Source organism: Pseudoxanthomonas sp. LjRoot125 (assembly GCF_964252705.1).
GTDB lineage: Bacteria > Pseudomonadota > Gammaproteobacteria > Xanthomonadales > Xanthomonadaceae > Pseudoxanthomonas_A.
Map to the genome: position 1 here is coordinate 148,558 of NZ_CAXUOY020000001.1, position 23,283 is coordinate 171,840.

Genomic DNA, 23,283 nt, shown 5'->3' on the forward strand with positions numbered 1-23,283 from the left:
GTGCGGCTCAGATCAGCTTGAGCAGCTTGGAAACGTCGGTGCGCAGGTGGCCGGGGTCGAAGCCGGGCGCGTAGCGCAGGATCACGAAGCCGTGCGGATCGATCACGTAGACCGGCACGCCGGCCGGATCGTCCACCTGCGGCAACGCGGCACGCAGCGGATCGTCGGCGCGGACAACGCGCAGTGCCGAGTGGCGCGGCGCACCGTCGGGATACGCACCGATCCAGAGGATGTCGACGTCGTCGGCGTTGTGGCCGAACAACTGCCAGACCTTGTCGAGGTCGTTGGCCAGCGTCAGGCATGCCTGCGCGCAGTTGGCGGGAGGTGCGACGACGATGCGCCAACCGCGCTCGGCGGGGTTCCAGTCGTAGCGGCTGCCGTCGGCCAGCACGGGCACGATGGCGCGCGCGTCGGCGGGTGGCTGCAGCATCTGGCCGTGGTTCTTGTGCCCGGCCGGCTGCCAGCCGGCGAAGCGCAGCACGCCGGCGCCGAACACGGTGCCGAAGAACAAGGCGAACAGGCCGACCAGCATCCAGCGCCCGCGGCGCCGCTGGGCGGGATCGAACGAATTGGAGTCCATGCCGTTATTTTCTCACGCCGCGCCGCTCAATGCCCCTGCCGGGCGGCACGCCGGGACCGCCAGGTCAGTACCAGCGCAGTGATGAACACGGCAGCGGCCAGTCCGAACCACTGCACGGCGTAGCCGATGTGGCGCTCCGGCGGCAGCGTGTTGGGCAGGATGTCGAGGTCGCGGGCATAGCCCAGCGGTCGGTCCGGGTCGAGCTTCAGCACGCGCGGCGCCAACGCCGGCAGCCCCAGGGCCTCCTTCAGCGCATCCCGCTGCAGCGCGATGACCAGCAGGCTGCCGTCGGGTTGGGTGCTCGGCGCAGCGTGGGCAATGCCTTCCGACGGCGGCGGCACCAGCAGGCCGGCGACGCGCAGGTCGTTCGGTGGCAGCGGGATCTCCGGCATCCGGCGATCGCCCGGGATCGGCAGCCATCCCAGTTCGACCAACACCGGCGCGCCACCGCCCGCCGGCAGGAAGACACGGTACGCACGCACACCGGCCTGGCGGTCGCGGGTCTGGTTGTCGAGCAGGATGGCGGGACGTGGCGCGAAGCGGCCGTGGCCCTCGGCCCAGTCGTAGCGGTTCGCGCGCCCCTCGTCCGCGGCGATGGCCAGCGGCTGCGGCTGGCGCTCGGCCAGCACGCGCGCGGTTTCGGCCAGCATGGCGTGCTTCTGGTCCGCCCGTCCCAGCTGCCAGGCGCCCAGGCTGCCGAACAGCGACATCGCCAGCACGGCCAGGGTCCAGCCGATCGGCAGCGGCATGCGCCGGCTCACGGGCTGCGTCCGAATGTCGCACCCACCACGGGCCCACCGCGGCGGAGCGATAATGCGCACCTCACCGCTGCGGCACCTCTCGAGGACGCCATGAACGATTCGCTTAAAACCCTGCTGATCATCGCCTTCCTCATCGTCATCGTGTGGAACCTCGGCGCGGGCCTGTACTACATGCTGGTGGACAAGAGCGACAGCAAGCGCACGGTCAACGCGCTGACCCGCCGTATCGCCCTGTCCGTCGGACTGATCCTGCTGGTGATCCTGGCCATCAAGATGGGCTGGATCCAGCCGCACGGTGTCAATCCCGGCTGATCACGCATTGTCCCGCGCGCCACCGGCCGCGCCAACCGTGAAGAAAAGAAAAAGGGCCGGCAATGCCGGCCCTTTCTTCTTTCGGCTCGCCCGTGCTTACAGCACGTAGACGAACAGGAACAGGCCCAGCCAGACCACGTCCACGAAGTGCCAGTACCACGCGACGGCTTCGAAACCGAAATGGTTGTCCTTGCTGAAGTGACCCTTCGCGCAACGGAACCAGATGATCGCCAGCATGATGGTGCCCAGCGTCACGTGCATGCCGTGGAAGCCGGTCAGCATGAAGAACGTGGAACCGTAGATGCCGGAGCCCAGCGTCAGGTTCAGTTCCTTGTAGGCGTGGATGTACTCTTCGGCCTGGTAGAACAGGAACGTGCAACCCAGCAGCACGGTGGCGCCCAGCCAGATCAGCAGCTGCTTGCGGTTGCCGGCCTTCAGCGCATGGTGCGCGATGGTGATGGTCACGCCCGAGGTCAGCAGGATCAGCGTATTGATCAGCGGCAGGCCCCAGGCCGGGATGGTCTGGAACTGGCCACCGACCTGGCCCGGACCCGCGCTCGGCCACGCGGCCGAGAAGCCTTCCCACAGCAGGCTGTTGGTCATCACGCCGTCGCCTTCGCCGCCCAGCCACGGCAACGCCAGCGTGCGGGCATAGAACAGCGCGCCGAAGAAGGCCGCGAAGAACATCACTTCCGAGAAGATGAACCACACCATGCCCATGCGGAACGACACGTCCACCTGGCGGTTGTAGTGGCCGCTGACCGACTCGCGGATCACGTCGCCGAACCACATGAACAGCGTGGCGCACAGCATCACGACGCCGGCGTAGAACGCCCACATGCCCCAGGCGGAATCATTGAGCCAGTTGGCCACGCCCACCATGGTGACGAACATGGCGATGGAACCCACGAACGGCCACTTGGAGCTGTGCGGCACGAAGTAGATGTTGGCGTCTGGCGAATGGGTTTGTCCCATGGCGTGGCTTCCGGTTGCTAAACGTGATCAGGGTGCCGCGAGCGGCGAGGGCGATGCGTTGCCCGTGCCGATCTGCGCGGTCAGTGCATCGTTCTTGAAGAAGGTATACGACAGGGTGATCGTCTTCACTTCCGCCGGCAGGTCTTGGTCCACGATGAAGCGGACCGGCATGTCGCGGCTTTCGCCGGCCTGCAGGGTCTGGGCGGTGAAGCAGAAGCACTCGGTCTTGGTGAAATAGCCCGACGCGCGCGCCGGCGCCACGGACGGCACCGCGCTGCCCACGATCGGGCGCTCGCTGTCGTTGCGGGCGAAATACTTGGCTTCGTACAGCTCGCCGGGCACGACCTGCATGGTCAGCTGCTCGGGATGGAAAGCCCACGGCAACTTGGAGTTCACGCCGCCGTCGAACTGCACGGTGACCGTGCGCTTGGCCTTGGCGGCGGCGACCGCCGCGGCCTGGCCCGGGCCCTGCTCCAGGCGGATGCCGAACACCTTCTCGCACGCGATGCGGTACAGCGGCACCAGCGAGAAGGTCAGCACGAACACGGCCACGGCCACGCCCACCAGCTTGAACAGCCCCGCCGAATTGGACTTCGCGGCAGTCATGCGCTGAGCACCGCGCGGGCGATGAACGCCACGAAGATCGCGAGCGCGATCCCGCCGATCACCCACGCGGTCCGCAGCACCGCCTTGCGGCGGCGCGCGAGTTCCTCAGGAGTCAGCGCGGGGGCGTTCATGCGGTACGGCTCAACGATCTCAGTGGGTCACGTCGCCGTGCGCCAGGTCGCCATCCTTGATGACCGGCGGGACGGTGAAGGTGTGGTGCGGCGCCGGCGACGGCACGGTCCACTCCAGGCCCTTGGCGTTTTCCCACGCACGCGCCTCGGCCTTCTTGCCGTTGCGCAGCGAGGCCCACAGGATCGCGGCCATCATGAACGGCGTGGCGAACATGCCGAACGCGCCGATCGAGCTGATCAGGTTCCAGTCCGCGAACACCGGGTTGTAGTCCGGGATGCGGCGCGGCATGCCGGCCAGGCCCAGGAAGTGCTGCGGGAAGAACAGCAGGTTGACGAACACGATCGTCCACCAGAAATGGAACTTGCCCCAGAACTCGTTGTACATGCGGCCGGTCCACTTCGGCCACCAGTAGTAGGTCGCCGCGATGATGGAGAACAGCGCGCCGGTCACCAGCACGTAGTGGAAGTGCGCCACCACGAAGTAGGTGTCGTGGTACTGGAAGTCCGCCGGCACGATCGCCAGCATCAGGCCGGAGAAGCCACCGATGCTGAAGAGGATCACGAAGCCCACGGCCCACAGCATCGGCGTTTCGAAGGACAGCGAGCCCTTCCACATCGTGCTGACCCAGTTGAACACCTTCACGCCGGTCGGGATCGCGATCAGCATGGTGGCGAACATGAAGTAGATTTCGCCACCCAGCGGCATGCCCACCGTGAACATGTGGTGCGCCCACACGATGAACGACAGGAATGCGATCGAGGCGGTCGCGTACACCATGGCCTGGTAGCCGAACAGCGGCTTGCGGCTGAAGGTCGGGATGATTTCCGACACCACGCCGAACGCCGGCAGGATCATGATGTAGACCTCGGGGTGACCGAAGAACCAGAAGATGTGCTGGTACATCACCGGGTCGCCGCCGCCGGCCGCGTTGAAGAAGCTGGTGCCGAAGAACTTGTCGGTCAGCAGCATGGTGACGGCACCGGCGAGCACGGGCATCACGGCGATCAGCAGGAACGCGGTGATCAGCCAGGTCCAGCAGAAGATCGGCATCTTCAGCAGGTCCAGGCCCGGGGCGCGCATGTTCAGCACGGTGGCGATGATGTTGATCGCGCCCATGATCGAGCTGACGCCCATCATGTGGATGGCGAAGATGGTGAACGCCACGTTCGCGCCGCCCTGCAGCGACAGCGGCGGGTACAGCGTCCAGCCACCGGCCGGGGCGCCGCCCGGCAGGAACAGCGTGCCCAGCAGCAGGGTGAAGGCGAACGGCATGATCCAGAAGGACCAGTTGTTCATGCGCGGCAGCGCCATGTCAGGCGCGCCGACCTGCAGCGGGATCATCCAGTTGGCCAGGCCGACGAAGGCCGGCATCACGCCGCCGAAGATCATGACCAGCGCGTGCACCGTGGTCATCTGGTTGAAGAACTCGGGCGTGACCAGCTGCAGGCCCGGCACCATCAGTTCGGCGCGAATCACCACCGACATGCCTGCGCCGATGATGAACATGATGAAGCTGAAGATCAGGTAGAGAGTACCGATGTCCTTGTGGTTCGTGGAGAAGAACCACCGCTCGATGAAGCTCTGCTGGTGACCGTGGTGATCGTCGTGATGATCGACGGCGGAGTTGGCCATGTGCTTACTCTCTTGAAGCTAATTCGGACGGTCGATCAACCCTGCGCCGACGGCGCGGGGGTCTCGGCGGCGGGGGCGGTCTCGGCGGCCGGCACGGCGTCGGCCGGTGCGGCTTCCACGGGTGCGGCGACGGGCGCGGGCTCGGCGGCGGGGGCGGGCTTCTTCGAAGCCAGCCACTGCTCGAACTCGGCCTTCGGCACGGCCTTCACCACGATCGGCATGAAGCCATGGTCCTTGCCGCACAGCTCGGCGCACTGGCCACGGTAGATGCCGGGTTCCTTGATGTCGGTCCAGGCCTCGTTGACGATGCCGGGGATCGCGTCCTGCTTCCAGCCCAGCGCGGGCACCCACCAGGCGTGGATGACGTCGTCGGCGGTGATCACGAAACGGATCTTGGTGTCGGTCGGCAGCACCAGCTGGTTGTCGACGTCCAGCAGGTAGTGCGGGTTCTTGGCCAGGTCGGGCTTCTCGCCGCTCTGGCGGATGCGGTCGGACTCACGGTCCAGGCGGCTGGTGAACGCGACGTCCTCGCCCAGGTACTCGTACTTCCACATCCACTGGTAGCCAGTGACCTTGACGGTCATCTCGGCATTGCGGGTGTCGTACATGGCGATCAGCTTGGCGGTCGCCGGCCAGGCCATGACCACCAGGATCAGCACCGGGATGACGGTCCAGATGATCTCGGCCGTGGTGTTGTGGCTGAACTGCGCGGCCACCGCACCCTTGGACTTGCGGAACTTGAACATCGCATAGCCCATCGCGCCGAACACGATGACGCCGATCACGATGCAGACCCACAGCGCCACCATGTGCGCGTCGTAGGCGTGCTGGGACGAGGCGGTGACGCCCTTGCCCATGTTCAGCTGCCACGGCTTCGGGTCGGCCGACTGCGCCCAGGCCAGCGCCGGCATCGCCAGCAGCGAGCACGCCGTCACCAACCGCTTCCACATCCCATTCACTTGCGTCATTGCCTAGACCCCAATGCGTCATCGGTTGCGGCCACTCGCGGCCGCCAGTAAATCCTGCAACGTGTCCGCCAGCTCCCGGCGTTCGGCCGGTCCCAGGAAGTCGCCGACCTGGACCTGCCTCCCACTGGATGCCAGCGAAATCCTTTCGCCTTCCCGCTCGATGCTCAGGCGTACCCAGTACGGGTGTGCCCGGAACACCGCCCCGGACCGGGAGGTACTCACCTCCACGGCATCCGGCCCGATATGGATGTCCTCGCTCCGTTCGCCACTGCGCCACAGCGCGCGCAGCGCCGTGGCCACGATGGCCGAATGGAGCAATGCAAAGGCCGGCGCGAAGGCATTGCCTCCCCACCAGCCCAGCATGGCGACGATCCACATCGCACCCGACAGTGCCGCGAACAACATCACGAACTGGCGGCGCGACAGCGCCCTCGGCGGCCGTAGCCGTAGCCACGCGCCGTGTCCGTCCCACGCTGACGGCACCACTTCGATCATGTCGTCCGCCACACGGTTGAGGCTGCGGAAAACCGTTAAATGGTAGCTCCCGACACACTTTGCGGCAAGTTTCATTGATCCAGGACAAGGCGCCCGGCCCCGTCGCACGCGCCTCGCCGCACGTCGGAAGCGACGTTCCGCGACCCGCGTCACTACGGGGCGCGCGCCGGTTCAGGACGGGCACGCCGGGCATATCCGGGCCGCGCGCGCAGCCCTAAACTAGTGGACTGCCTTTGGACTGCCCTGCCGTCATGTCGACCCCGTCACCGCTCCCCTCGCCAGCCGCCCCGCCGACCGGCGGCATCGTCGCCCCCGAACTCCCCGCCTCGCCGCCGGCCCTGCGCGCCGCGATCACGGCCGCCTGGTTGCGCGACGAGACCGAACACGTCCGTGAACTGCTGGAGCAGGCCCGCTTGCCGGCCGCCGAGCAGGCCCAGGCCCAGCAACTGGCCGCGGACCTCGTGAAGCGGGTCCGCGCCCGCGCCCAGGACCAGGGGGCGATCGAGGCCTTCATGCGCCAGTACGACCTCGGCAGCGAGGAAGGCGTGCTGCTGATGTGCGTGGCCGAAGCGCTGCTGCGCATTCCGGACCAGGAGACCGCCGACAAGCTGATCCGCGACAAGCTGGGCGACGCCGACTGGGAAAAGCATCTGGGCCAGAGCGACTCGGTGCTGGTGAACGCCTCCACCTGGGGCCTGATGCTGACCGGCAAGCTGGTCAACCTGAACGACCTGACCCGCGCCGACGTGCCGGGCGCCTTCAAGCGTCTGGTCGGCCGCGTGGGCGAGCCGGTCATCCGGCTAGCGGTGCGCCAGGCCATGCGGATCATGGGGCACCAGTTCGTCATGGGCCGCACCATCGACGAAGCGCTGTCGCGCAGCCGCAAGGGCGACAACGCCGACTACCGCTATTCGTTCGACATGCTGGGCGAGGGCGCGCTGACCACGAAGGACGCCGCCCGCTATCTGGAAGCCTACCGCCAGGCGATCCATGCGATCGGCCGCACCGGTCCGTTCGCGGACGTGCTCGCCGCACCCAGCATCTCGATCAAGCTGTCCGCGCTGCACCCGCGCTACGAACATGCCAAGCGCGCGCGGGTGATGCGCGAGCTCGCGCCGGCGATCCTCGAACTGGCGCAGCTGGCCAAGTCGTACGGCATCGGCTTCACCATCGATGCCGAAGAGGCCGACCGCCTGGAGCTATCGCTGGACCTCATCGAGGCGACCTTCTCCGACGCCTCGCTGGCCGGCTGGGAGGGTTACGGACTGGCCGTGCAGGCCTACCAGAAGCGCACGCCTTACGTGATCGACTTCCTCGCCGACCTCGCCCGCCGCGCCGGTCGCCGCATGCCGGTGCGCCTGGTGAAGGGCGCGTACTGGGATGCCGAGATCAAGCGCGCGCAGATCGATGGCCATCCGGGCTACCCGGTGTTCACCCGCAAGCCGAACACCGACGTGTCCTACCTGGCCAACGCCCGCCGCATGCTCGACCACGGCGACGCGCTGTACCCGATGTTCGCCACCCACAACGCGCAGACGATCGCCGCCATCCGCTCGATCGCGCAGGGCCGGCCGTACGAACACCAGAAGCTGCACGGCATGGGCGACGACCTGTACGCCGAAGTGGTGCCGAAGCACCGTCTCGACACGCCGTGCCGCGTCTACGCGCCGGTCGGCTCCCACGAGGACCTGCTGCCGTACCTGGTGCGCCGCCTGCTCGAGAACGGCGCCAACAGCAGCTTCGTCAACCGCATCACCGACGAGAACGTCGCCATCGAGGACCTCGTGCGCGACCCGGTGCAGACGGTGTCCGAATTCGATTCCATCCCGCATCCGCGCATCCCGCTGCCGGTCGATCTTTTCCGGAGCCAGCCGGCTCCCATCGCCTCTTCTGACAGGAACAACTCCATGGGCGCCAACCTCGCCAACGACAACGACCTGCGCGCGCTGGCCGAGCGCATCAACGCGGCGGTCAGGCCGTGGCGCGCGGCGCCGTTGGTGCCGGGCGCCGTCGTGGCCAGCGCCGCGCTGCCGGTGACCAATCCGGCCGACCGCCGCCAGGCCGTCGGCGAATGGCAGCCCGCCGACAGCGCCGCTGTCGAGAAGGCGTTGGCGAACGCGGTAGCCGCGCAGCCGGCCTGGGACCGCACGCCGGCCGCCAGCCGCGCTGCGATCCTCGAGCACGCCGCCAACCTGCTGGAACAGCGCCTGCCCGAGTACATCGCGCTCTGCGTGAAGGAAGCGGGCAAGACCATCCCCGACGGTGTCGCCGAAGTGCGCGAAGCGGTCGACTTCCTGCGCTACTACGCCGCGCAGGCGCGCGCGCAGTTCGGTGCGCCGGAACAGCTGCCCGGCCCGACCGGCGAATCCAACCAGTTGCAGCTGCAGGGTCGCGGCGTGTTCGTCTGCATCAGCCCGTGGAACTTCCCGCTGGCAATCTTCCTGGGCCAGGTCAGCGCCGCGCTCGCCGCCGGCAACAGCGTGATCGCCAAGCCGGCCGAACAGACCAACCTGATCGGCCACGCGGCGGTGAAGTTGCTGCACGAGGCCGGCATTCCCGAGGCGGTGCTGCAGTTCCTGCCCGGCGACGGCGCCACGGTCGGCGCTGCGCTGACGAAAGACCCGCGCGTGGCCGGTGTCGCGTTCACCGGCTCCACCGACACCGCGCGCGCGATCAACCGCGCGCTGGCTGGCCGCGACGCCGGCCCGATCGCCACGCTGATCGCCGAGACCGGCGGCCAGAACGCCTTCATCGCCGACTCGTCCGCGCTGCCGGAGCAGCTGGTGAAGGACGCGATGGGCTCGGCCTTCACCTCCGCCGGCCAGCGCTGCTCGGCCGCGCGCGTGCTGTTCGTGCAGGACGACATCGCCGACAAGGTCATGACCATGCTCGCCGGTGCGATGGACGAATTGAAGATCGGCGATCCGGGCTTGCTGTCGACCGACGTCGGCCCGGTGATCGATGCCGACGCGCTGAAGATCCTCGACGACCACGCCGTGCGCATGGCGGGCGAAGCGCGCCTGATCAAGCAGGCGAACGCGGGCGACGATACCGCGCACGGCACGTTCTTCGCGCCGCGCGCGTGGGAGCTGAAGTCGCTCGACCAACTGCACAAGGAAATCTTCGGGCCGGCGCTGCACGTGGTGCGCTGGAAAGCCGACCAGCTGGACGCCGTGATCGACCAGATCAATGCCACCGGCTACGGACTGACCCTGGGCGTGCATTCGCGCATCGACGAGACCATCGACCGCATCGCCGCGCGGGTGAAGGTGGGCAACGTCTACGTCAACCGCAACCAGATCGGCGCCGTGGTCGGCGTGCAGCCGTTCGGCGGCCAGGGCCTGTCGGGCACGGGCCCGAAGGCCGGCGGCCCGCACTACCTGCCGCGCTTCGCCACCGAGAAGACGGTGACGGTCAACACCACGGCAGCCGGCGGCAACGCCTCGCTGCTGACCCTCGGCGACTGATCCGTTCGCGGACCGGCCCGCCGCTGCTCTCCAAGCCCCGCTCCGGCGGGGCTTTTTTTTTGCGCCATGACCAACCGCACTGAATCATGTGCGCCGATGGGGCGAAGCTGTGGCTGCGCGCGATGCCATCGCTGAACCTTCGCCCCATGCGGACGGGCATCGGCTGCGCTGCGCTGCCGGATCGCGGCGCATCCTGCGTTTAGCCCAAGACAGGGAGCTCCACGGCCATCACGGCCCCACTGCATGACGACCGATTTCTACAACCTGCTGTTGACCGACTGTGCGCTGGCGGCCGTGCTGCTGGCGCTTTTCCTGTACGTGGGGCGCGTCTCGCGCGGCGTGCGCGGCATCGCCACCTGGGGCGTGGCGCACTTCCTCTACTCGCTGGGTGCCGCGATGCTCGACGGCACCGCGCAGGAACTTGTGCTCGCGGGCAACGACACGCTCGCGCACTGGACGGCCGGCGTCGGCGGTTTGCTGGCGTGCGCCGGCCTGGTCGGCCTGGCCTGGTCGATCATCCAGTTCGTGCAGCAGCGGCCGCTCGCGCTGTGGGAGCGGGCGCTGCTGCCGGTCTGCATCGGCTTCTCGCTGGCCGGCTGGGTGCTGCGCGGCACGGTGGATGCGCAGGGCGCGGCGATGAGCGCCACCGAGGTGATCGTGCTTGCCGTGATGATCCGGCACCTGCTGGTGCTGCGCCGCGCGCCGGACCATGTGCCTGCGCGCCTGATGATCGCCGGCAGCCTGATGCTGCTGTGGCTCTACGGCAGCGACCTGCTGGCCGCATTGACCGGAACGTACGGGCCCAATCCGATCTGGGTGAACCTGGATCTCTCGATCTGGTACCTGCTCAATTTCTGCATGCTGATGCTCGCCAGCTTCCGTGCCGCCGAACCCCTGCGGCGCGGCGCGCTCTTCGACCCGCTGACCGGCGCATTGAACCGCCGCGGCCTGGACAACGAGCTGGAAGCGCGCGGTGCCTGGCACGCTGCCGAACACGGGCTTGCGGTGATCGCACTGGACCTGGACCACTTCAAGGCGGTCAACGACGACCACGGACACGAGGCAGGCGACCTGGTACTGCAGCGCTTCTCCGACGTGGTACGCGGCTGCATCCGCAACGACGATCTGTTCGCCCGCCTCGGTGGCGAGGAGTTCATGCTGGTGCTGCGCGATACGCACGCGGAAACGGCGCATGCGCTGGCCGAGCGCATCCGCCAACAGGTCATGGCGCTGGAGTTCTCGCCGATCGGCGCGGCTTTCCGGGTCACCGTCAGCCTGGGCATCTCCTTCACGGCGGACCGGCACGCGCAGTACGACACGCTGATGCGGCTTGCCGACGAGGCGCTTTACGCCGCCAAGCACAAGGGACGCAATCGGATCGAGGTACGCTGGCATCCTGCCTGACCGGAGGACCGCCATGCCGCTGCACCGCCTCACCCTTGCCCTGCTCGCGCTGTGCGGGACGATCACCGCAAACGCATCGGCGCAGCATGCCGCGTGCCCCGCGGACCCGGGCACCGCGCCGCGCGGCGCGCTGACCGCTGCACGCGTGTCGGTCGCGACGCCCGGCGATGCGCAGGACCGCCTTTACGAAGGCCCGGTGTGGCGCGATGGCGCGCTCTATCTGTCGGACTTCGTCCACAACGGCACGTTTCCTTCGCGCATCCGGCGCTTCACGCCGCCCGACCGGTGGGAAACCGTGCTGCAGGACAGCGGTAGCAATGGCCTGGCGCTCGATCGGGAAGGTTCGCTCATCGCCGCGACCCACGACCGCAAGCAGGTCGCCCGCGTGGACCTTGAGCATGGGACGCGCACGGCGCTCGTCTCGACGTTCGATGGCGAGCCATTCAACTCCCCGAACGACCTGGTGATGGCGGCCGACGGCACGCTTTATTTCACCGACCCGGACTACCAGCGCAAGGCGGCGCCCGGCGGACAGCCACTGACCCGCGTCTATCGCCACCGCAACGGCACCACCACGGTCGTTGACGACGCATTGCGCAATCCCAACGGCATCGCGTTGTCGCCGGACGGCCGCACGCTCTACGTGGCGGGCGGCGCCACCGATGGCGACGTGCTACGCGCGTATCCGGTGGTCGACGGCGGACCCGCCCCGGGTCGCGACCTGGCCCGCATCTTCGGCGGGGACGGGCTAGCCGTGGATTGCCTGGGCAACATCTACGTCACCGAGCACGGCGAGCGACGCGTGCGCGTGTTTTCGCCCACGGGCGAGGTGCTGGCGACCATCCGCGTCGACGCCAACATCACCAATGCCGCGTTCGGCGGCGCCGATCGTCGCACCCTCTTCCTCACCGGCGCGGCGAGCTTGTGGTCGATCGATCTGGACGTCGCCGGCCTGCCGTACTGAGGGCCTGAAAAGAAAAACCCCGCCGAAGCGGGGTTTTTCATCGGACTGATGCGCGAGGCGATCAGAACTTGTACTGCATCGACACGCCGTACAGGTCGGCGCCGCCGTCGAATTCGCCGACCAGACGCGCGCGCGTGCTGGTGGTCAGGTCGACTTCCGGCGTATCGACGATGTCGATCTTGACGTAGCTGGCGTTGAGCTCGAAGTGCTCGGACAGCGCCCAGGTCAGGCCCAGCGAATACCACATGCGGTCCTGGTCGGGCAGGCGCGGGGTGCGGTACGGACGGCTCACGGGGGAGTCGTCGCGCGCCACGCCGGCGCGGAAGGTGAACGCGTCGCTGAACTTGTATTCGCCGCCCACCGAGTAGAACCAGTTCTCGCCCCAGTTGTACTCTTCGGCCGAATCCGGCTGGCCCGGATTGTCGAACTCAATGCGGATTTCCTGCAGCGAGGTCCAGTCGGTGCGGCTGGCTTCGGCCATCACGGTGAAGCGGTCGGTGGCGTAGTACGTGGCGCTGAAGGTGTCCACGGTGGGCGTGGTCAGCTTGGCCAGTGCGCCGCCGTCCAGGAACAGCGGACGGGTCAGCGGGTTGGCATCGAACGCGGTACGCACGTTGGCCGGCACGGTGAAGTCGCCCTGGCCTTCCAGTTCGTGGTCGATCTCCGAGCGGTGCGAGTAACCCAGCGACAGCTTGTCGGTCGGGCGCCAGTTCACGCCGAAGATCCAGCCGATGCCATTGTCGGTACCGTTGACGTGGGCCAGGCCGTCGTTGCGCTGCGGGCCGTAGGGCGAGCCGGGCGTGAGGCAGGCGGTCGGGTTCTGGCTGCAGATGATGGTGCCGAAGTCGACAGCCTGCGACAGGGTCACGTCGGCGTGTTCGTAGATCAGGCCGGCGCCGATCGAGAAGCGATCGCTCAACTCCAGCGAAGCCGCCAGGGTCAGGTCGACGATCTTCACGTCCGATTCGAGCGCGTGGTAGCGACCCTTCCAGCCGTTGTCGTACTCGGTCTTCAGGCCGAACGGCGCGCTGATCATGGCGCCGATGGTCAGGTACTCGAAATCGCCGCTCAGCGGCAGGATGAAGGACGCGGCCGGCACGGCGGCCACGTCACCGGCGTCGCCACCGTTGCCGCCGGTCAGCGGCTGCTGGAACGGGGTGCCGGTGGCGGCGGTGCCGCTGCCGGTGAATTCGTAGGACAGGTCGATCGCGGTGACGTCGGCCTGCAGGGTGCGCTCGGTGAAGGTGGACATGACGGCCGGGTTGTTGACCACGACCGAGGCGTCGCCCTTGGCGGAGGCCGCACCGGCCATCGCACGACCCTGGGCCTTGACGCTGTTTTCCTTCAACTGGAAGGCGGCGGCATGCACGTCGCCGTAGGCCAGCGCGGCGGTGATGCCGAGGGCCAGCGCGGACACGCGGGTGAGGTTCTTAGCAAATTCCATCAGTGTTCTCTCCGGAGACGTGGGTAATAGTCGTCTGCGTCGTCGAAGGCCGTGGTGTGTGGTCCACCTTTTCAGCCTGCCGGAAGCCCCTCCCGACATACGACGCCGTATGCAGTATACCCGCTAACCAAACACTAACAATCCACCGTAAGTGCTTGCCCCTATTCAGTTTCGTTGCGTCGCACCATGGGCAGCGGAGGGGGCAGCCGGTACAGTGCCCGCGCATGTTCGTTTCCATACCGTCCCGCCAGAAACCGTCGGTCCGCTGGGCCACGCCTGCGCTGGCCATCGTGCTGCTGGCCGCCTTCGTCTGGGCGTGGCTGCAGGGGGGCGCCGCACAGGGTCACCTCCGGACCGAATGGGGGGCGCTCACCGGCGGCATGGTCGCGCCCGAGGTCTGGCTGGCGTCATTGCAACGCGGCACCGTGCTGCGCCTGTTCACGGCACTGTTCCTGCACGCCGACTGGGCCCATCTGGCGGGCAACCTGGTGTTCCTGCTGATCTTCGGACTGCCCGCGGAACGGGCGATGGGGGCGTGGCGCTTCCTGCTGCTGTTCCTCATCGGTGGCGCCGTGGCCAACGTGGCCGCGGTGCTCAGCATCGATGCGCCTGACCGCGTGGTGATCGGCGCCAGCGGTGCGGTGTCGGCGGTGATCGGGGCTTACCTCGCCCTGTTCCCCACCGCCCAGCTCGGCGTGGTGGTGCCGCTGGGTCTGTTCTGGGAAGTGGTGAAAGCGCCCGCCTCCGTGCTGATCGGCGTGTGGGCGCTGTTGCAGGTGGTGTTCGCCTACACCGGCCCCACGTTCGGCACCGTGGCGTGGCCGGCGCATATCGCCGGCTTCCTCTTCGGCGTGGTGTTCGCGCTGTTCGTGCGTGCCGCGATCGCCCGGCGCATGCGCAAGCGGCAGGGTTACTGAGCGGCGACGCCTATAATCGACCCCATGAAGACCACGCTCTACAAGATCACCTTCCACAACCACACCAAGGTCTACGAACTGTACGCACGCAAGGTGGCGGCCAGCGGCCTGTGGGGCTTTACCGAAGTGTCGGAGCTGGTATTCGACGTGCACGAGGGACTGGTGGTCGATCCCACCGAAGAGCGCCTGCGCGACGAATTCGGCGGCACGCGCGTGCTGCACCTGCCGATGCAGAGCATCATCCGGGTGGAAGAAGTCGAACGGAAAGGCCAGTCCGCCATCCGCGATGCGGCCACCGGCGAGAAGGTCGTGACGCCGTTCCCGATGCCGGCCAAGCCGCGCTGAGCCCCGTCGCGCCCGCCTGCCGGCGTCCGATTTGACCCCGCGAGCGCACGCGCGATCGCCTCTATGATGGCGCGTCACGCATAGGGCGCCGGGATGTCCACCTCACAGTTGTCGGTCTATTTCTTCCTGCAGGCGGGCCTGATCATCCTGGCCTGCCGTCTCGTCGGGAAACTCGCCCAGCGCATCGGCCAGCCGCAAGTGGTGGGCGAGATGATCGCCGGCGTCATGCTGGGGCCTTCCTTGTTCGGCGCGGTGCTGCCGGATGCGCAGGCCGCCCTCTTTCCGAAGGACACTCTGGACATGCTGTACGTCGGCGGCCAAGTCGGCGTGGGCATGTACATGTTCCTGGTGGGCACGGAGTTCCAGGCCGACCACATCCGCACGCGCTATCGCAGCGCGATGGCGGTGTCGTGGGCCGGCATCGCGGTACCGTTCGTGCTGGCGTTCGCGCTGGCGCCGTGGCTGCAGGATGCACCGGGCCTGTTCGCCGACAACGCACGCTTCCTCGAAGTCGCCCTCTTCCTCGGCGCCGCCATCGCGATCACCGCGTTCCCGATGCTGGCGCGCATCATCCACGAGCGCGGCCTGGCCGGCACGCCGCTCGGCACGCTGGCGCTCACCGCGGGCGCGATGGACGATGCGGCGGCGTGGTGCATCCTCGCGATCGTGCTGGCGAGCTTCGGCGGCAGTTGGAACCAGGCGTGGCTGGCGATCGGGGGCGGCATCGCGTACGTCGCCTTCATGCTGTTGGCCGGGCGCCGGCTGCTCGCACCGTTGGCCGCGCAGGTTCCGGCGGAAGGCCCGTTGCCCACGCCGGTATTCGCCTGGGTGATGGCGGCGTTCTTCCTCTGCGCGTGGGCGATGGATGCGATCGGCATCCACGCGGTGTTCGGCGGCTTCATCCTCGGCATCTGCCTGCCGCGCGGCGCGCTGACCGAGCGCCTGCGCGAGCGCCTGCAAGGCATGGTGGTGGTCGTCCTGCTGCCGCTGTTCTTCACCTATTCCGGCTTGAAGACCCAGCTCTCCGTGCTGCTCGACCCCGCGATCCTGGTGCCCGCCATCGCGATCCTGCTCGCCTCGTTCGGCGGCAAGGCGATCGCCTGCTGGGCCGCGGCACGGTTGTCGGGCGAATCGCCGCGCGATGCCAAGGCGATCGGCGCCCTGATGAACGCGCGCGGCCTGATGGAACTCATCATCATCAACATCGGCCTGCAGGCCGGCATCATCAAGCCCGGCCTGTTCACCATCCTGGTGATCATGGCGATCCTGACCACGCTGATGGCCACGCCGCTGTTCAATCGCATCATGCGCGACCGCAACGCCTCGGCGGCACCCGCGCCGGGCGCATCGGCCGGTTGACGCGACGGGTCAGCGCGAAGTCGTCGCAGGCTTCGCGCGCGCGGTCACGGCGATCTTCTTGAGCTCCACCAGCGCGGCCTTGATCGGCGCCTCGCCATCGAGCACATCGCCCGGCGTGTAACCGGCCTGGCCTTCGTCGTCGCCACGCAGGTGGCCCGGCAGCGTGGCCTCGGTGATGTACAGCTGGCCGTCCTGGCCGACGATGGCATCGGGCGTGCCGCCTTCCGGCTTGACGACCACGTCGGGGACGATGCCGCTGGCCTGGATCGATTTGCCGCTGGGCGTGTAATAGCGCGCGGTGGTCAGCTTGACCGAATCGCCGTTGTCCAACGGCAACACCGTCTGCACCGAGCCCTTGCCGAACGTGCGGCTGCCGACCACGCGTGCGCGATCGTTGTCGCGCAGTGCGCCGGCGAGCACTTCCGACGCACTGGCCGAGCCCGCATCCACCAGCACGACGATGGGTGCGCCGGAAAGGCGGTCGCCCGGCGTGGCATCGAACTTGGAATCGCTGATCGACAAGCGCCCACGCGTACTGACGATGTTGCCCTTCTCCAGCAGTTCGTCGGCCACCTGCACGGCGGCGAGCAACAAGCCGCCGGGATTGCTGCGCAGGTCGAGCACCAGCCCGCGCAGCGGGCCCTTCGCCTGCAGCGTGTCCAGCTGCTTCTGGAAATCGGCAGCGGTGTCAGTCTGGAATGCACTGATGCGCACATAGCCATAGCCGGGTTCGAGCAACCGGCCGCGCACGCTGGTCACCCGGATCGTGTCGCGCACGAGGGTGACGTCGAACGGCTTGGGCGTGCCGTCGCGAACGATGGTCAGGGTGATCTTGCTGCCGGGCGCGCCACGCAGCGGCTCCATGCCGTCGTCGGCGCTGATCGGCTTGCCGTCGATGGCGGTGATGACGTCGCCGGACTTGATGCCGGCCTTCGCCGCCGGCGTGTCGTCGATCGGCGACACCACCAGCAGGGTGCGGTCGGCTTGCTGCTGCAGTTCCACGCCGATGCCTTCGTAGGCGCCGCTGGCCTGCTCGTCGAACGCGTCGGAATCCTGCTTGTCGAAATAGGTACTGTGCGGATCGAGGTCGAGCAGCAGCCCGCGGATGGCGGACTGCATCAGCTTCTTGTCTTCCACCGGTTCCACGTACGCTTCCTTCACCGCATTGAACACGGCGACGTAGCGGCGGATCTCCTCCAGCGGCACTTTCGACGGCGCGTTCTCGGCGGCATCCGGGTCGTCGCTGGGCGCGACCACCGGCGGCCCGTCCGCCTGCGGCGCCTGCTGTTGCGCCGACGCGGGCAACGCCGCGAGCAATGCAACGGTCAGGAGGGCCAGGGGAAGACGCTGCAGCATGCGGAAACTCCGGGAGAGGCTTCTAGGGACTCCACGCCGGGCGCGAAGTTCACCCGATTATGCGTGAACCCGTGCCGGCCGGATGTTCAAGCCGGGTTACGGCGGCCGGCGGCGTTCATCGCCGCTGCAGCCACGATGCCGGATCGACCGGTTGGCCATTGCGCCGCAATTCGAAGTACAGCGCCGCCTGTCCCTGTCCGCCCGAGGTGCCCACGCGGGCCACCGCATCGCCGCGCTTCACCCGGTCGCCGCTGTCCTTCAGCAGGCTGTCGTTGTGCGCGTACAGGCTCATGTAGCCGTTGCCGTGGTCGAGGATCAGGATCAGGCCGTAGCCAGTCATCCACTCGGAGAACACGACGGTGCCGTCGGCCACCGCGGTGACGGTCGTGCCGGCCGGCGCGCCGATCAGCACGCCGGTGCTGGTGCGCCCGTCGGGCATGCGTCCGCCATAGCGCGCCAGCAGGCTGCCGGACACGGGCCACCCCAGGCCACCGACCTTCAACGGCGGTGCCGACGCCACGACGGGCCGTGCAGGCGTGTTGTCGCGCGCCGCGCGGGCGCCGCTGCCGGCGTTCTCGCGCTTCTTCGCCGCAGCGGCTTCGGCCGCGGCGCGGCGCGCAGCGGCACGGCGTTCGGCCTCCGCACGGGCGGCCGCGGCGCGCAGGTTCTTCAACAGCGTTTCCAGCGAACGCGCATCCTGGCCCAGCGCCTTCTCTTTCGCCGCACGGTCCTGGAAGCGCTCGTCGAGGTCGGCGACCAGGCTTGCGCGGGTCTTGCGATCCTTTTCCAGCTGCGCGACTTCGCCGCGTTGACGTGTGCGCGCGGCATCGAGTTCCGCACTGCGTGCGGCGATCTCGCGCTCCACTTCGTCGAGCGATGCCAAGTCGGTGGTCAGCGTATCGATCCGGCGCGTCTGGTCGCGCTGCACGTAGCGGTGGTACGCCAACAAGCGGTTGGCGTCGGCCACGCGATCCTGCGACAGCAGCACCTTCAACGGCGCGTCTTCGCCCTGCTGGTAAGCCGCGCGGACCAGGTCGGTCAGCTGCCCGCGCTGGCGGTCGCGTTGCGCCGTCAGCGTGTCGCGCCGCTGTTGCAGCTCGGCCAGGGCGGCGGCTTCCTTGCGCATCGCGGCTTCGGTGTCGGCGAGCGAGCGGGACGTGCGGCCGACCTTTTCATCGGCGTCGCGCAACTGGCGCGAGGCCGCACCACGTTCGCCTTCCAGCTTGCGGCGTTCCTGCGCGATCGATTTCAGTTCGCTGCGCACGCGCTCGAGCTTGCGCTCGGTCTCGCGCGACGTCTGTGCCGGCGCGGACGCGGCCGCGACCACCGCCAGCACGGCGGCGGACAGCGCGACGCGCCAGGAATGCGCCATCAGCCGACGATCAGGCTGCGGCCGCTCATGTCGGCCGGTTGCGGCAGGCCCAGCAGGGCCAGCAGCGTGGGGGCAACGTCGCGCAGGGCACCGCCGCTGCGCAGCGTGGCCGCGTGCTCGCCGACATACACCAGCGGCACAGGGCCCACGGTGTGCGCGGTGTGCGGTTGTCCCGTGGCGGGGTCGCGCATCATTTCAAGGTTGCCGTGGTCGGCGGTGATGATCATCGCGCCACCGGCGGCGCGCACCGCGGCGTCGACCTCGCCGATCGCCTTGTCCACTGCCTGCGCCGCCAGGATCGCGGCCTGCAGGTCGCCGCTGTGGCCGACCATGTCGGGATTGGCGATGTTGCAGATGATCGCGTCGAAGCGGCCCGAGCCGATCGCCGCCACCAGCTTCTCGGTCAGTTCGGGGCAGCTCATTTCCGGCTGCAGGTCGTAGGTCGCGACCTTCGGGCTCGGCACCAGGATGCGTTCCTCGCCAGCGAACATGTCTTCGCGGCCGCCGCTGAAGAAGAACGTCACGTGCGCGTACTTCTCGGTCTCGGCGATGCGCAGCTGGGTGAGGCCGTGCTCGGCCAGCAGCTCGCCGAAGGTCTCGCGCAGGTCGTCCGGCGCGAATGCCACCGGCGCCGGCAGCTTGGCGTCGTACTCGGTCAGGCAGACGTAACGCGCCAGGGCCGGCACGCGCCGCTCGAAGCCGTCGAACGCCGGCGACACGAACGCCGCGGTCAGCTGGCGCGCGCGGTCGGCGCGGAAATTCATGAACACCACCGCATCGCCATCGGCCATCGGCGTTGCGCCGTCGATGACGGTGGGCAGCACGAACTCGTCGTTCTCGCCGCGCGCATACGCGGCTTCCAGCGCGGCGACGCCGCTGGCGGCATGGTGCTCGCTCTTCGCATCGACCATCGCATCCCACGCCAGCCGCACGCGGTCCCAGCGCTTGTCGCGGTCCATCGCGTAGTAGCGCCCGCTGACCGAGGCGATGTGCGCATTGCCGAGCTTCGTGCACAGGTCCTGGAGCGCACGCAGGCTGGGCTCGGCCGACTTCGGCGGCGTGTCGCGGCCATCGAGGAAAGCGTGCACCGCCACCCGCGGCACGCCCTGGCGCTTGGCCAGTTCGAGCATCGCGAAGATGTGCAGTTCATGGCTGTGCACGCCACCCGGCGACAGCAGGCCGAACACGTGCAGGGTCTTGCCGTCGGCCTTGGCCGCGTCGCACGCGGCGACCAGTTCGGCATTGGTGAAGAAGCTGCCATCCTCGATCGCGGCGTCGATCCGGGTCAGGTCCTGGTAGACGATGCGGCCCGCGCCCAGGTTCATGTGGCCCACTTCCGAATTGCCCATCTGACCGTCCGGCAGGCCGACATGGCGGCCTTCGGTATGGATCAACGTGTGCGGCGCGGTGGCCAGCAGGCGGCGCCAGTTCGGCAGATCGGCCTGCGCCAGCGCGTTGTCGGCGGGATCTTCACGGTGCCCCCAGCCATCCAGGATCAACAATACGACGGGCTTGGGGCGCTTCACGGACGGGGCAGATGCGGACACGGGGGAGATTCCAGTGACTTCAGGCAGGTGACGATTGTAGCGAAGCGTGGTGCCATCCACTCCGGCGCGGCGGCGTTTAAACCCCCGGGCGCGCCGGTGCATCAGACCGATACGAGACCACCCGAGAGGCAACCCATGATCCGTCCCCGCACCGCCCTGCTGCTGACCCTGGCCCTGGCCACCACGCCTGCGCTGGCCCAACAGGAAATCTCCAAGGTCAACGGCAGCATCACCGCCGAGGCCGGCCAGGCCTATGGCGACCTCGACACCGTCAACGGCTCCATCCGCGTCGCCGACGGCGCCACCGCCGAAGACGCCAGCACCGTCAACGGCAGCATCAACGTGGGCGACAAGGCGCGCGTGGATTCGCTGGAAACCGTCAACGGTTCGATCCGCGTCGGCAAGGACGTCCAGGTCCGCAAGGACGTGGAAACCGTCAACGGCAGCATCTTCACCGACCGCGGCACCGTGGTCGGCGGCCGCATCGAAACCGTCAACGGCGCGATCGGCCTGGTCGCCACCCAGCTGGCCGGCGGCATCGAAACCGTCAACGGCGACATCACCGTCGGCGTCGGCTCGCACGTGAAGGGCGGCATCAAGGTGGAGAAGCCGCAGGGCATCCGCCTGAACGTCAAGCGCGACCCGCGCGTCATCATCGGCCCCAACGCCATCGTCGACGGCCCGCTGGTGTTCGAACGCCCGGTCACGCTGTACGTGCACACCAGCGCCAAGATCGGTGCGGTGACCGGCGCGACCGCCAAGCCGTTCAGCACCGACACCGCGCCGGCCGAGTAAGCGCGAACCGCGGGGCACGGCACAGGCCGGCCCGCGGCCATGAGGCTAGAATCGGGATTCCTTTCGTTGAGGAATCCCGATGTCCCGCAAGTTGATGCTGGTGCTTGCCGCCACGGCCGCACTGGCCGCGTGCAAGCGCGAATCCGAAGCCCCGGCGCCCGCGCCCGAGGCCGCCACCCCGCCCGTCGCGGCGCACGCCTTCACCGCCGACATCACCGAGGGTGATTTCTCCGACCTGGTGAAGACGCTGTCCTCGGACGAGTTCGAAGGCCGCGGCCCCGGTTCGGTCGGCGAAGAGAAAACCGTCGCCTACCTCGAAGCGCAGATGAAGCGCATCGGCCTGCAGCCGGGCAACAACGGCAGCTATTTCCAGGACGTGCCGATGGTGGAAACCACCGCCAACGAAGCGGCCACCACGCTGACCCTGGCCACCGCCAAGGGCGAGCACGCGCTGAAGTTCGGCACCGACTTCGTGATCGGCACGCGCACCGGCCAGACCGAAGTGAAGCTGGATGCCAGCGACCTGGTCTTCGTCGGTTACGGCGTCGACGCGCCGGAGCAGAAGTGGAACGACTACGCGGGCCAGGACTGGACCGGCAAGACCGTGGTGATGTTCGTCAACGACCCGGGCTTCCACAGCAAGGACGAGACGCTGTTCGGCGGCAACCGCATGACCTACTACGGCCGCTGGACGTACAAGTTCGAGGAAGCCGCGCGCAAGGGCGCCGCCGCCGCGCTGATCGTGCACGACACCGCCGGCGCCAGCTACGGCTGGGACGTGGTGAAGAACTCCTGGGCCGGCCCGCAGTACGACCTGCCGGCGAAGGACGATCCGGAGAAGCGCATCCCGCTGCAGGGCTGGCTGAGCGCGGACGCCGCGAAGCAGCTGTTCGCCGATGCCGGCCTCGATCTCGACGCGGCCTACGCCAGCGCCGGCAAGCGTGGCTTCAAGCCGGTGTCGCTGAAGGCCAAGGCCACGGCCACGCTGACCAGCAGCATCACCGAGAAGACCTCGCGCAACGTGATCGGCGTGCTGCCGGGCAGCAGCAAGCCCGACGAAGCCGTGCTGTACATGGCGCACTGGGACCACCTGGGCAAACACGAGGGTGAGGAAGGCGACAACATCTACAACGGTGCGGTCGACAACGCGACCGGCGTGGCCGGCATCCTGGAGATCGCCGAGGCGTTCGCCCACCAGGAGCCCAAGCCGGCGCGTTCGGTGGTGTTCGTGGCGGTGACGCTGGAAGAATCCGGCCTGCTGGGTTCCAAGTACTACGTCGCGCACCCGACCTTCCCGCTGGAGAAGATCGCCGGCGTGATCAACCTCGATGCGATGAGCGTGGGCGGCAAGTCGCGCGACTTCGTCGTCACCGGCAAGGGCAACTCCGAGCTGGAGGACATGCTGAAGGTCTACGCCGACCAGCAGGGCCGCGTGCTCACCGAGGAAGGCAACCCGGCCGGCGGCTATTACTTCCGCAGCGACCACTTCAACTTCGCCAAGGCCGGCGTGCCGGCGTTGTACGCCAAGGGCGGCAACGACCTGCTGGAAGGCGGCGTCGAGGCCGGCAAGGCGGCGAGCGAGGAATACGCCAAGCGCTACCACCAGGCCAGCGACGAGATGCACGAAGGCTGGAAGCTGGATGGCGTGGTGCAGGACCTGCAGGCGCTGTACGGCGTCGGCAAGGACCTGGCCGTGGCCGACACCTGGCCGAACTGGTACGAAGGCAACCCCTTCAAGGCCGCTCGCGACAAGATGCGTCCGGCGGCGCCCGCGGCGAAGTAAGCCGCGCGGTTCCTGCAAGTCGAAGACGGCGCCGCGAGGCGCCGTTTTCTTTGCCGCGCCCATGGACGC

20 protein-coding genes and 1 pseudogene are annotated in these 23,283 nt (G+C 68.1%); 9 read left to right on the forward strand and 12 right to left on the reverse strand.

Features of this window, described 5'->3' with window-relative positions; genetic code table 11:
* Positions 1-7: 7 nt before the first annotated feature.
* The gene (locus ACSION_RS00690; protein ID WP_435304411.1) at positions 8-580 is read right to left on the reverse strand and encodes a hypothetical protein; all 573 of its coding nucleotides are present in this window, start codon (positions 578-580) and stop codon (positions 8-10) included.
* Positions 581-606: 26 nt separating this feature from the next.
* The gene (locus ACSION_RS00695) at positions 607-1,329 is read right to left on the reverse strand and encodes an SURF1 family protein (RefSeq protein WP_435304412.1); all 723 of its coding nucleotides are present in this window, start codon (positions 1,327-1,329) and stop codon (positions 607-609) included.
* Positions 1,330-1,431: 102 nt separating this feature from the next.
* Between ACSION_RS00695 and ACSION_RS00700 the strand changes: the two genes are divergently transcribed.
* Positions 1,432-1,653 (forward strand): twin transmembrane helix small protein, encoded by a 222-nt coding sequence (locus tag ACSION_RS00700; protein WP_093488724.1) that lies wholly within the window; start codon positions 1,432-1,434, stop codon positions 1,651-1,653.
* A 96-nt stretch (positions 1,654-1,749) separates the two neighbouring features.
* Here the strand turns inward: ACSION_RS00700 and ACSION_RS00705 are convergent, their stop codons facing one another.
* From ACSION_RS00705 to ACSION_RS00730, 6 genes are read right to left on the reverse strand one after another with little or no spacing between them, the layout of a single operon-like run.
* Positions 1,750-2,628 carry a cytochrome c oxidase subunit 3 gene (locus tag ACSION_RS00705; RefSeq protein WP_435304413.1) on the reverse strand — a complete coding sequence of 293 codons (879 nt, stop codon included), beginning with the start codon at positions 2,626-2,628 and terminating at the stop codon, positions 1,750-1,752.
* 27 nt (positions 2,629-2,655) lie between these two features.
* On the reverse strand, positions 2,656-3,234 hold the full coding sequence (locus ACSION_RS00710; RefSeq protein ID WP_435304414.1) for a cytochrome c oxidase assembly protein: 579 nt from the start codon (positions 3,232-3,234) through the stop codon (positions 2,656-2,658).
* Positions 3,231-3,365 (reverse strand): hypothetical protein, encoded by a 135-nt coding sequence (locus ACSION_RS00715; protein ID WP_255412347.1) that lies wholly within the window; start codon positions 3,363-3,365, stop codon positions 3,231-3,233. Before ACSION_RS00715 ends, ACSION_RS00710 begins: the two co-directional genes overlap by 4 nt.
* A 19-nt stretch (positions 3,366-3,384) precedes the next feature.
* A complete protein-coding gene (ctaD, locus tag ACSION_RS00720) occupies positions 3,385-4,998 on the reverse strand; it encodes a cytochrome c oxidase subunit I (protein WP_093294544.1) in 1,614 nt (537 codons plus the stop codon).
* 35 nt (positions 4,999-5,033) lie between these two features.
* Positions 5,034-5,966 carry a cytochrome c oxidase subunit II gene (gene coxB, locus ACSION_RS00725; protein ID WP_435304415.1) on the reverse strand — a complete coding sequence of 311 codons (933 nt, stop codon included), beginning with the start codon at positions 5,964-5,966 and terminating at the stop codon, positions 5,034-5,036.
* 18 nt (positions 5,967-5,984) lie between these two features.
* A complete protein-coding gene (locus tag ACSION_RS00730) occupies positions 5,985-6,461 on the reverse strand; it encodes a DUF2244 domain-containing protein (RefSeq protein ID WP_435304416.1) in 477 nt (158 codons plus the stop codon).
* 251 nt (positions 6,462-6,712) lie between these two features.
* Between ACSION_RS00730 and putA the strand changes: the two genes are divergently transcribed.
* The 3 genes from putA (at position 6,713) to ACSION_RS00745 (ending at position 12,296) form a co-directional block, all read left to right on the forward strand.
* Positions 6,713-9,928, forward strand: coding sequence for a bifunctional proline dehydrogenase/L-glutamate gamma-semialdehyde dehydrogenase PutA (gene putA / locus ACSION_RS00735; protein WP_435304417.1), 3,216 nt, complete (start codon positions 6,713-6,715; stop codon positions 9,926-9,928).
* Positions 9,929-10,171: 243 nt separating this feature from the next.
* Complete coding sequence (locus tag ACSION_RS00740; RefSeq protein WP_435304418.1) at positions 10,172-11,332, forward strand: diguanylate cyclase domain-containing protein; 1,161 nt, start codon at positions 10,172-10,174, stop codon at positions 11,330-11,332.
* 13 nt (positions 11,333-11,345) lie between these two features.
* Positions 11,346-12,296 (forward strand): SMP-30/gluconolactonase/LRE family protein, encoded by a 951-nt coding sequence (locus ACSION_RS00745; protein WP_435304419.1) that lies wholly within the window; start codon positions 11,346-11,348, stop codon positions 12,294-12,296.
* A gap of 61 nt (positions 12,297-12,357) precedes the next feature.
* Here the strand turns inward: ACSION_RS00745 and ACSION_RS00750 are convergent, their stop codons facing one another.
* A complete protein-coding gene (locus ACSION_RS00750; protein ID WP_435304420.1) occupies positions 12,358-13,740 on the reverse strand; it encodes an OmpP1/FadL family transporter in 1,383 nt (460 codons plus the stop codon).
* Positions 13,741-13,964: 224 nt separating this feature from the next.
* Here ACSION_RS00750 and ACSION_RS00755 point away from each other — a divergent pair, with 224 nt between their 5' ends.
* The 3 genes from ACSION_RS00755 to ACSION_RS00765 all read left to right on the forward strand — a co-directional run bounded on the left by ACSION_RS00755 (position 13,965) and on the right by ACSION_RS00765 (position 16,361).
* Positions 13,965-14,657 (forward strand): rhomboid family intramembrane serine protease, encoded by a 693-nt coding sequence (locus ACSION_RS00755; RefSeq protein ID WP_093488742.1) that lies wholly within the window; start codon positions 13,965-13,967, stop codon positions 14,655-14,657.
* Positions 14,658-14,681: 24 nt separating this feature from the next.
* Positions 14,682-15,002, forward strand: a complete 321-nt coding sequence (locus tag ACSION_RS00760) for a DUF1820 family protein (RefSeq protein WP_435304421.1) — start codon at positions 14,682-14,684, stop codon at positions 15,000-15,002.
* A 93-nt stretch (positions 15,003-15,095) separates the two neighbouring features.
* Entirely contained in the window at positions 15,096-16,361 is a 1,266-nt protein-coding gene (locus tag ACSION_RS00765; RefSeq protein WP_435304422.1) for a cation:proton antiporter, read from the forward strand.
* Between the two features lie 12 nt (positions 16,362-16,373).
* Here the strand turns inward: ACSION_RS00765 and ACSION_RS00770 are convergent.
* The 3 genes and pseudogenes from ACSION_RS00770 to gpmI form a co-directional block, all read right to left on the reverse strand.
* A pseudogene (locus ACSION_RS00770) lies at positions 16,374-17,717 on the reverse strand (S41 family peptidase); the annotation flags it as partial.
* 115 nt (positions 17,718-17,832) lie between these two features.
* Positions 17,833-19,089: a murein hydrolase activator EnvC family protein gene (locus ACSION_RS00775; RefSeq protein WP_435304423.1), complete on the reverse strand. Its 1,257-nt coding sequence runs from the start codon at positions 19,087-19,089 to the stop codon at positions 17,833-17,835.
* Positions 19,089-20,636: a 2,3-bisphosphoglycerate-independent phosphoglycerate mutase gene (gene gpmI / locus ACSION_RS00780; protein ID WP_435304424.1), complete on the reverse strand. Its 1,548-nt coding sequence runs from the start codon at positions 20,634-20,636 to the stop codon at positions 19,089-19,091. The genes ACSION_RS00775 and gpmI overlap by 1 nt, the downstream gene beginning before the upstream one ends.
* Positions 20,637-20,774: 138 nt before the next feature.
* Between gpmI and ACSION_RS00785 the strand changes: the two genes are divergently transcribed.
* Together ACSION_RS00785 and ACSION_RS00790 are read left to right on the forward strand one after the other, a co-directional pair.
* Positions 20,775-21,431, forward strand: coding sequence for a hypothetical protein (locus tag ACSION_RS00785; RefSeq protein ID WP_435306633.1), 657 nt, complete (start codon positions 20,775-20,777; stop codon positions 21,429-21,431).
* A 79-nt stretch (positions 21,432-21,510) separates the two neighbouring features.
* On the forward strand, positions 21,511-23,214 hold the full coding sequence (locus ACSION_RS00790; protein ID WP_435304425.1) for a M28 family metallopeptidase: 1,704 nt from the start codon (positions 21,511-21,513) through the stop codon (positions 23,212-23,214).
* Positions 23,215-23,283 lie beyond the last annotated feature (69 nt).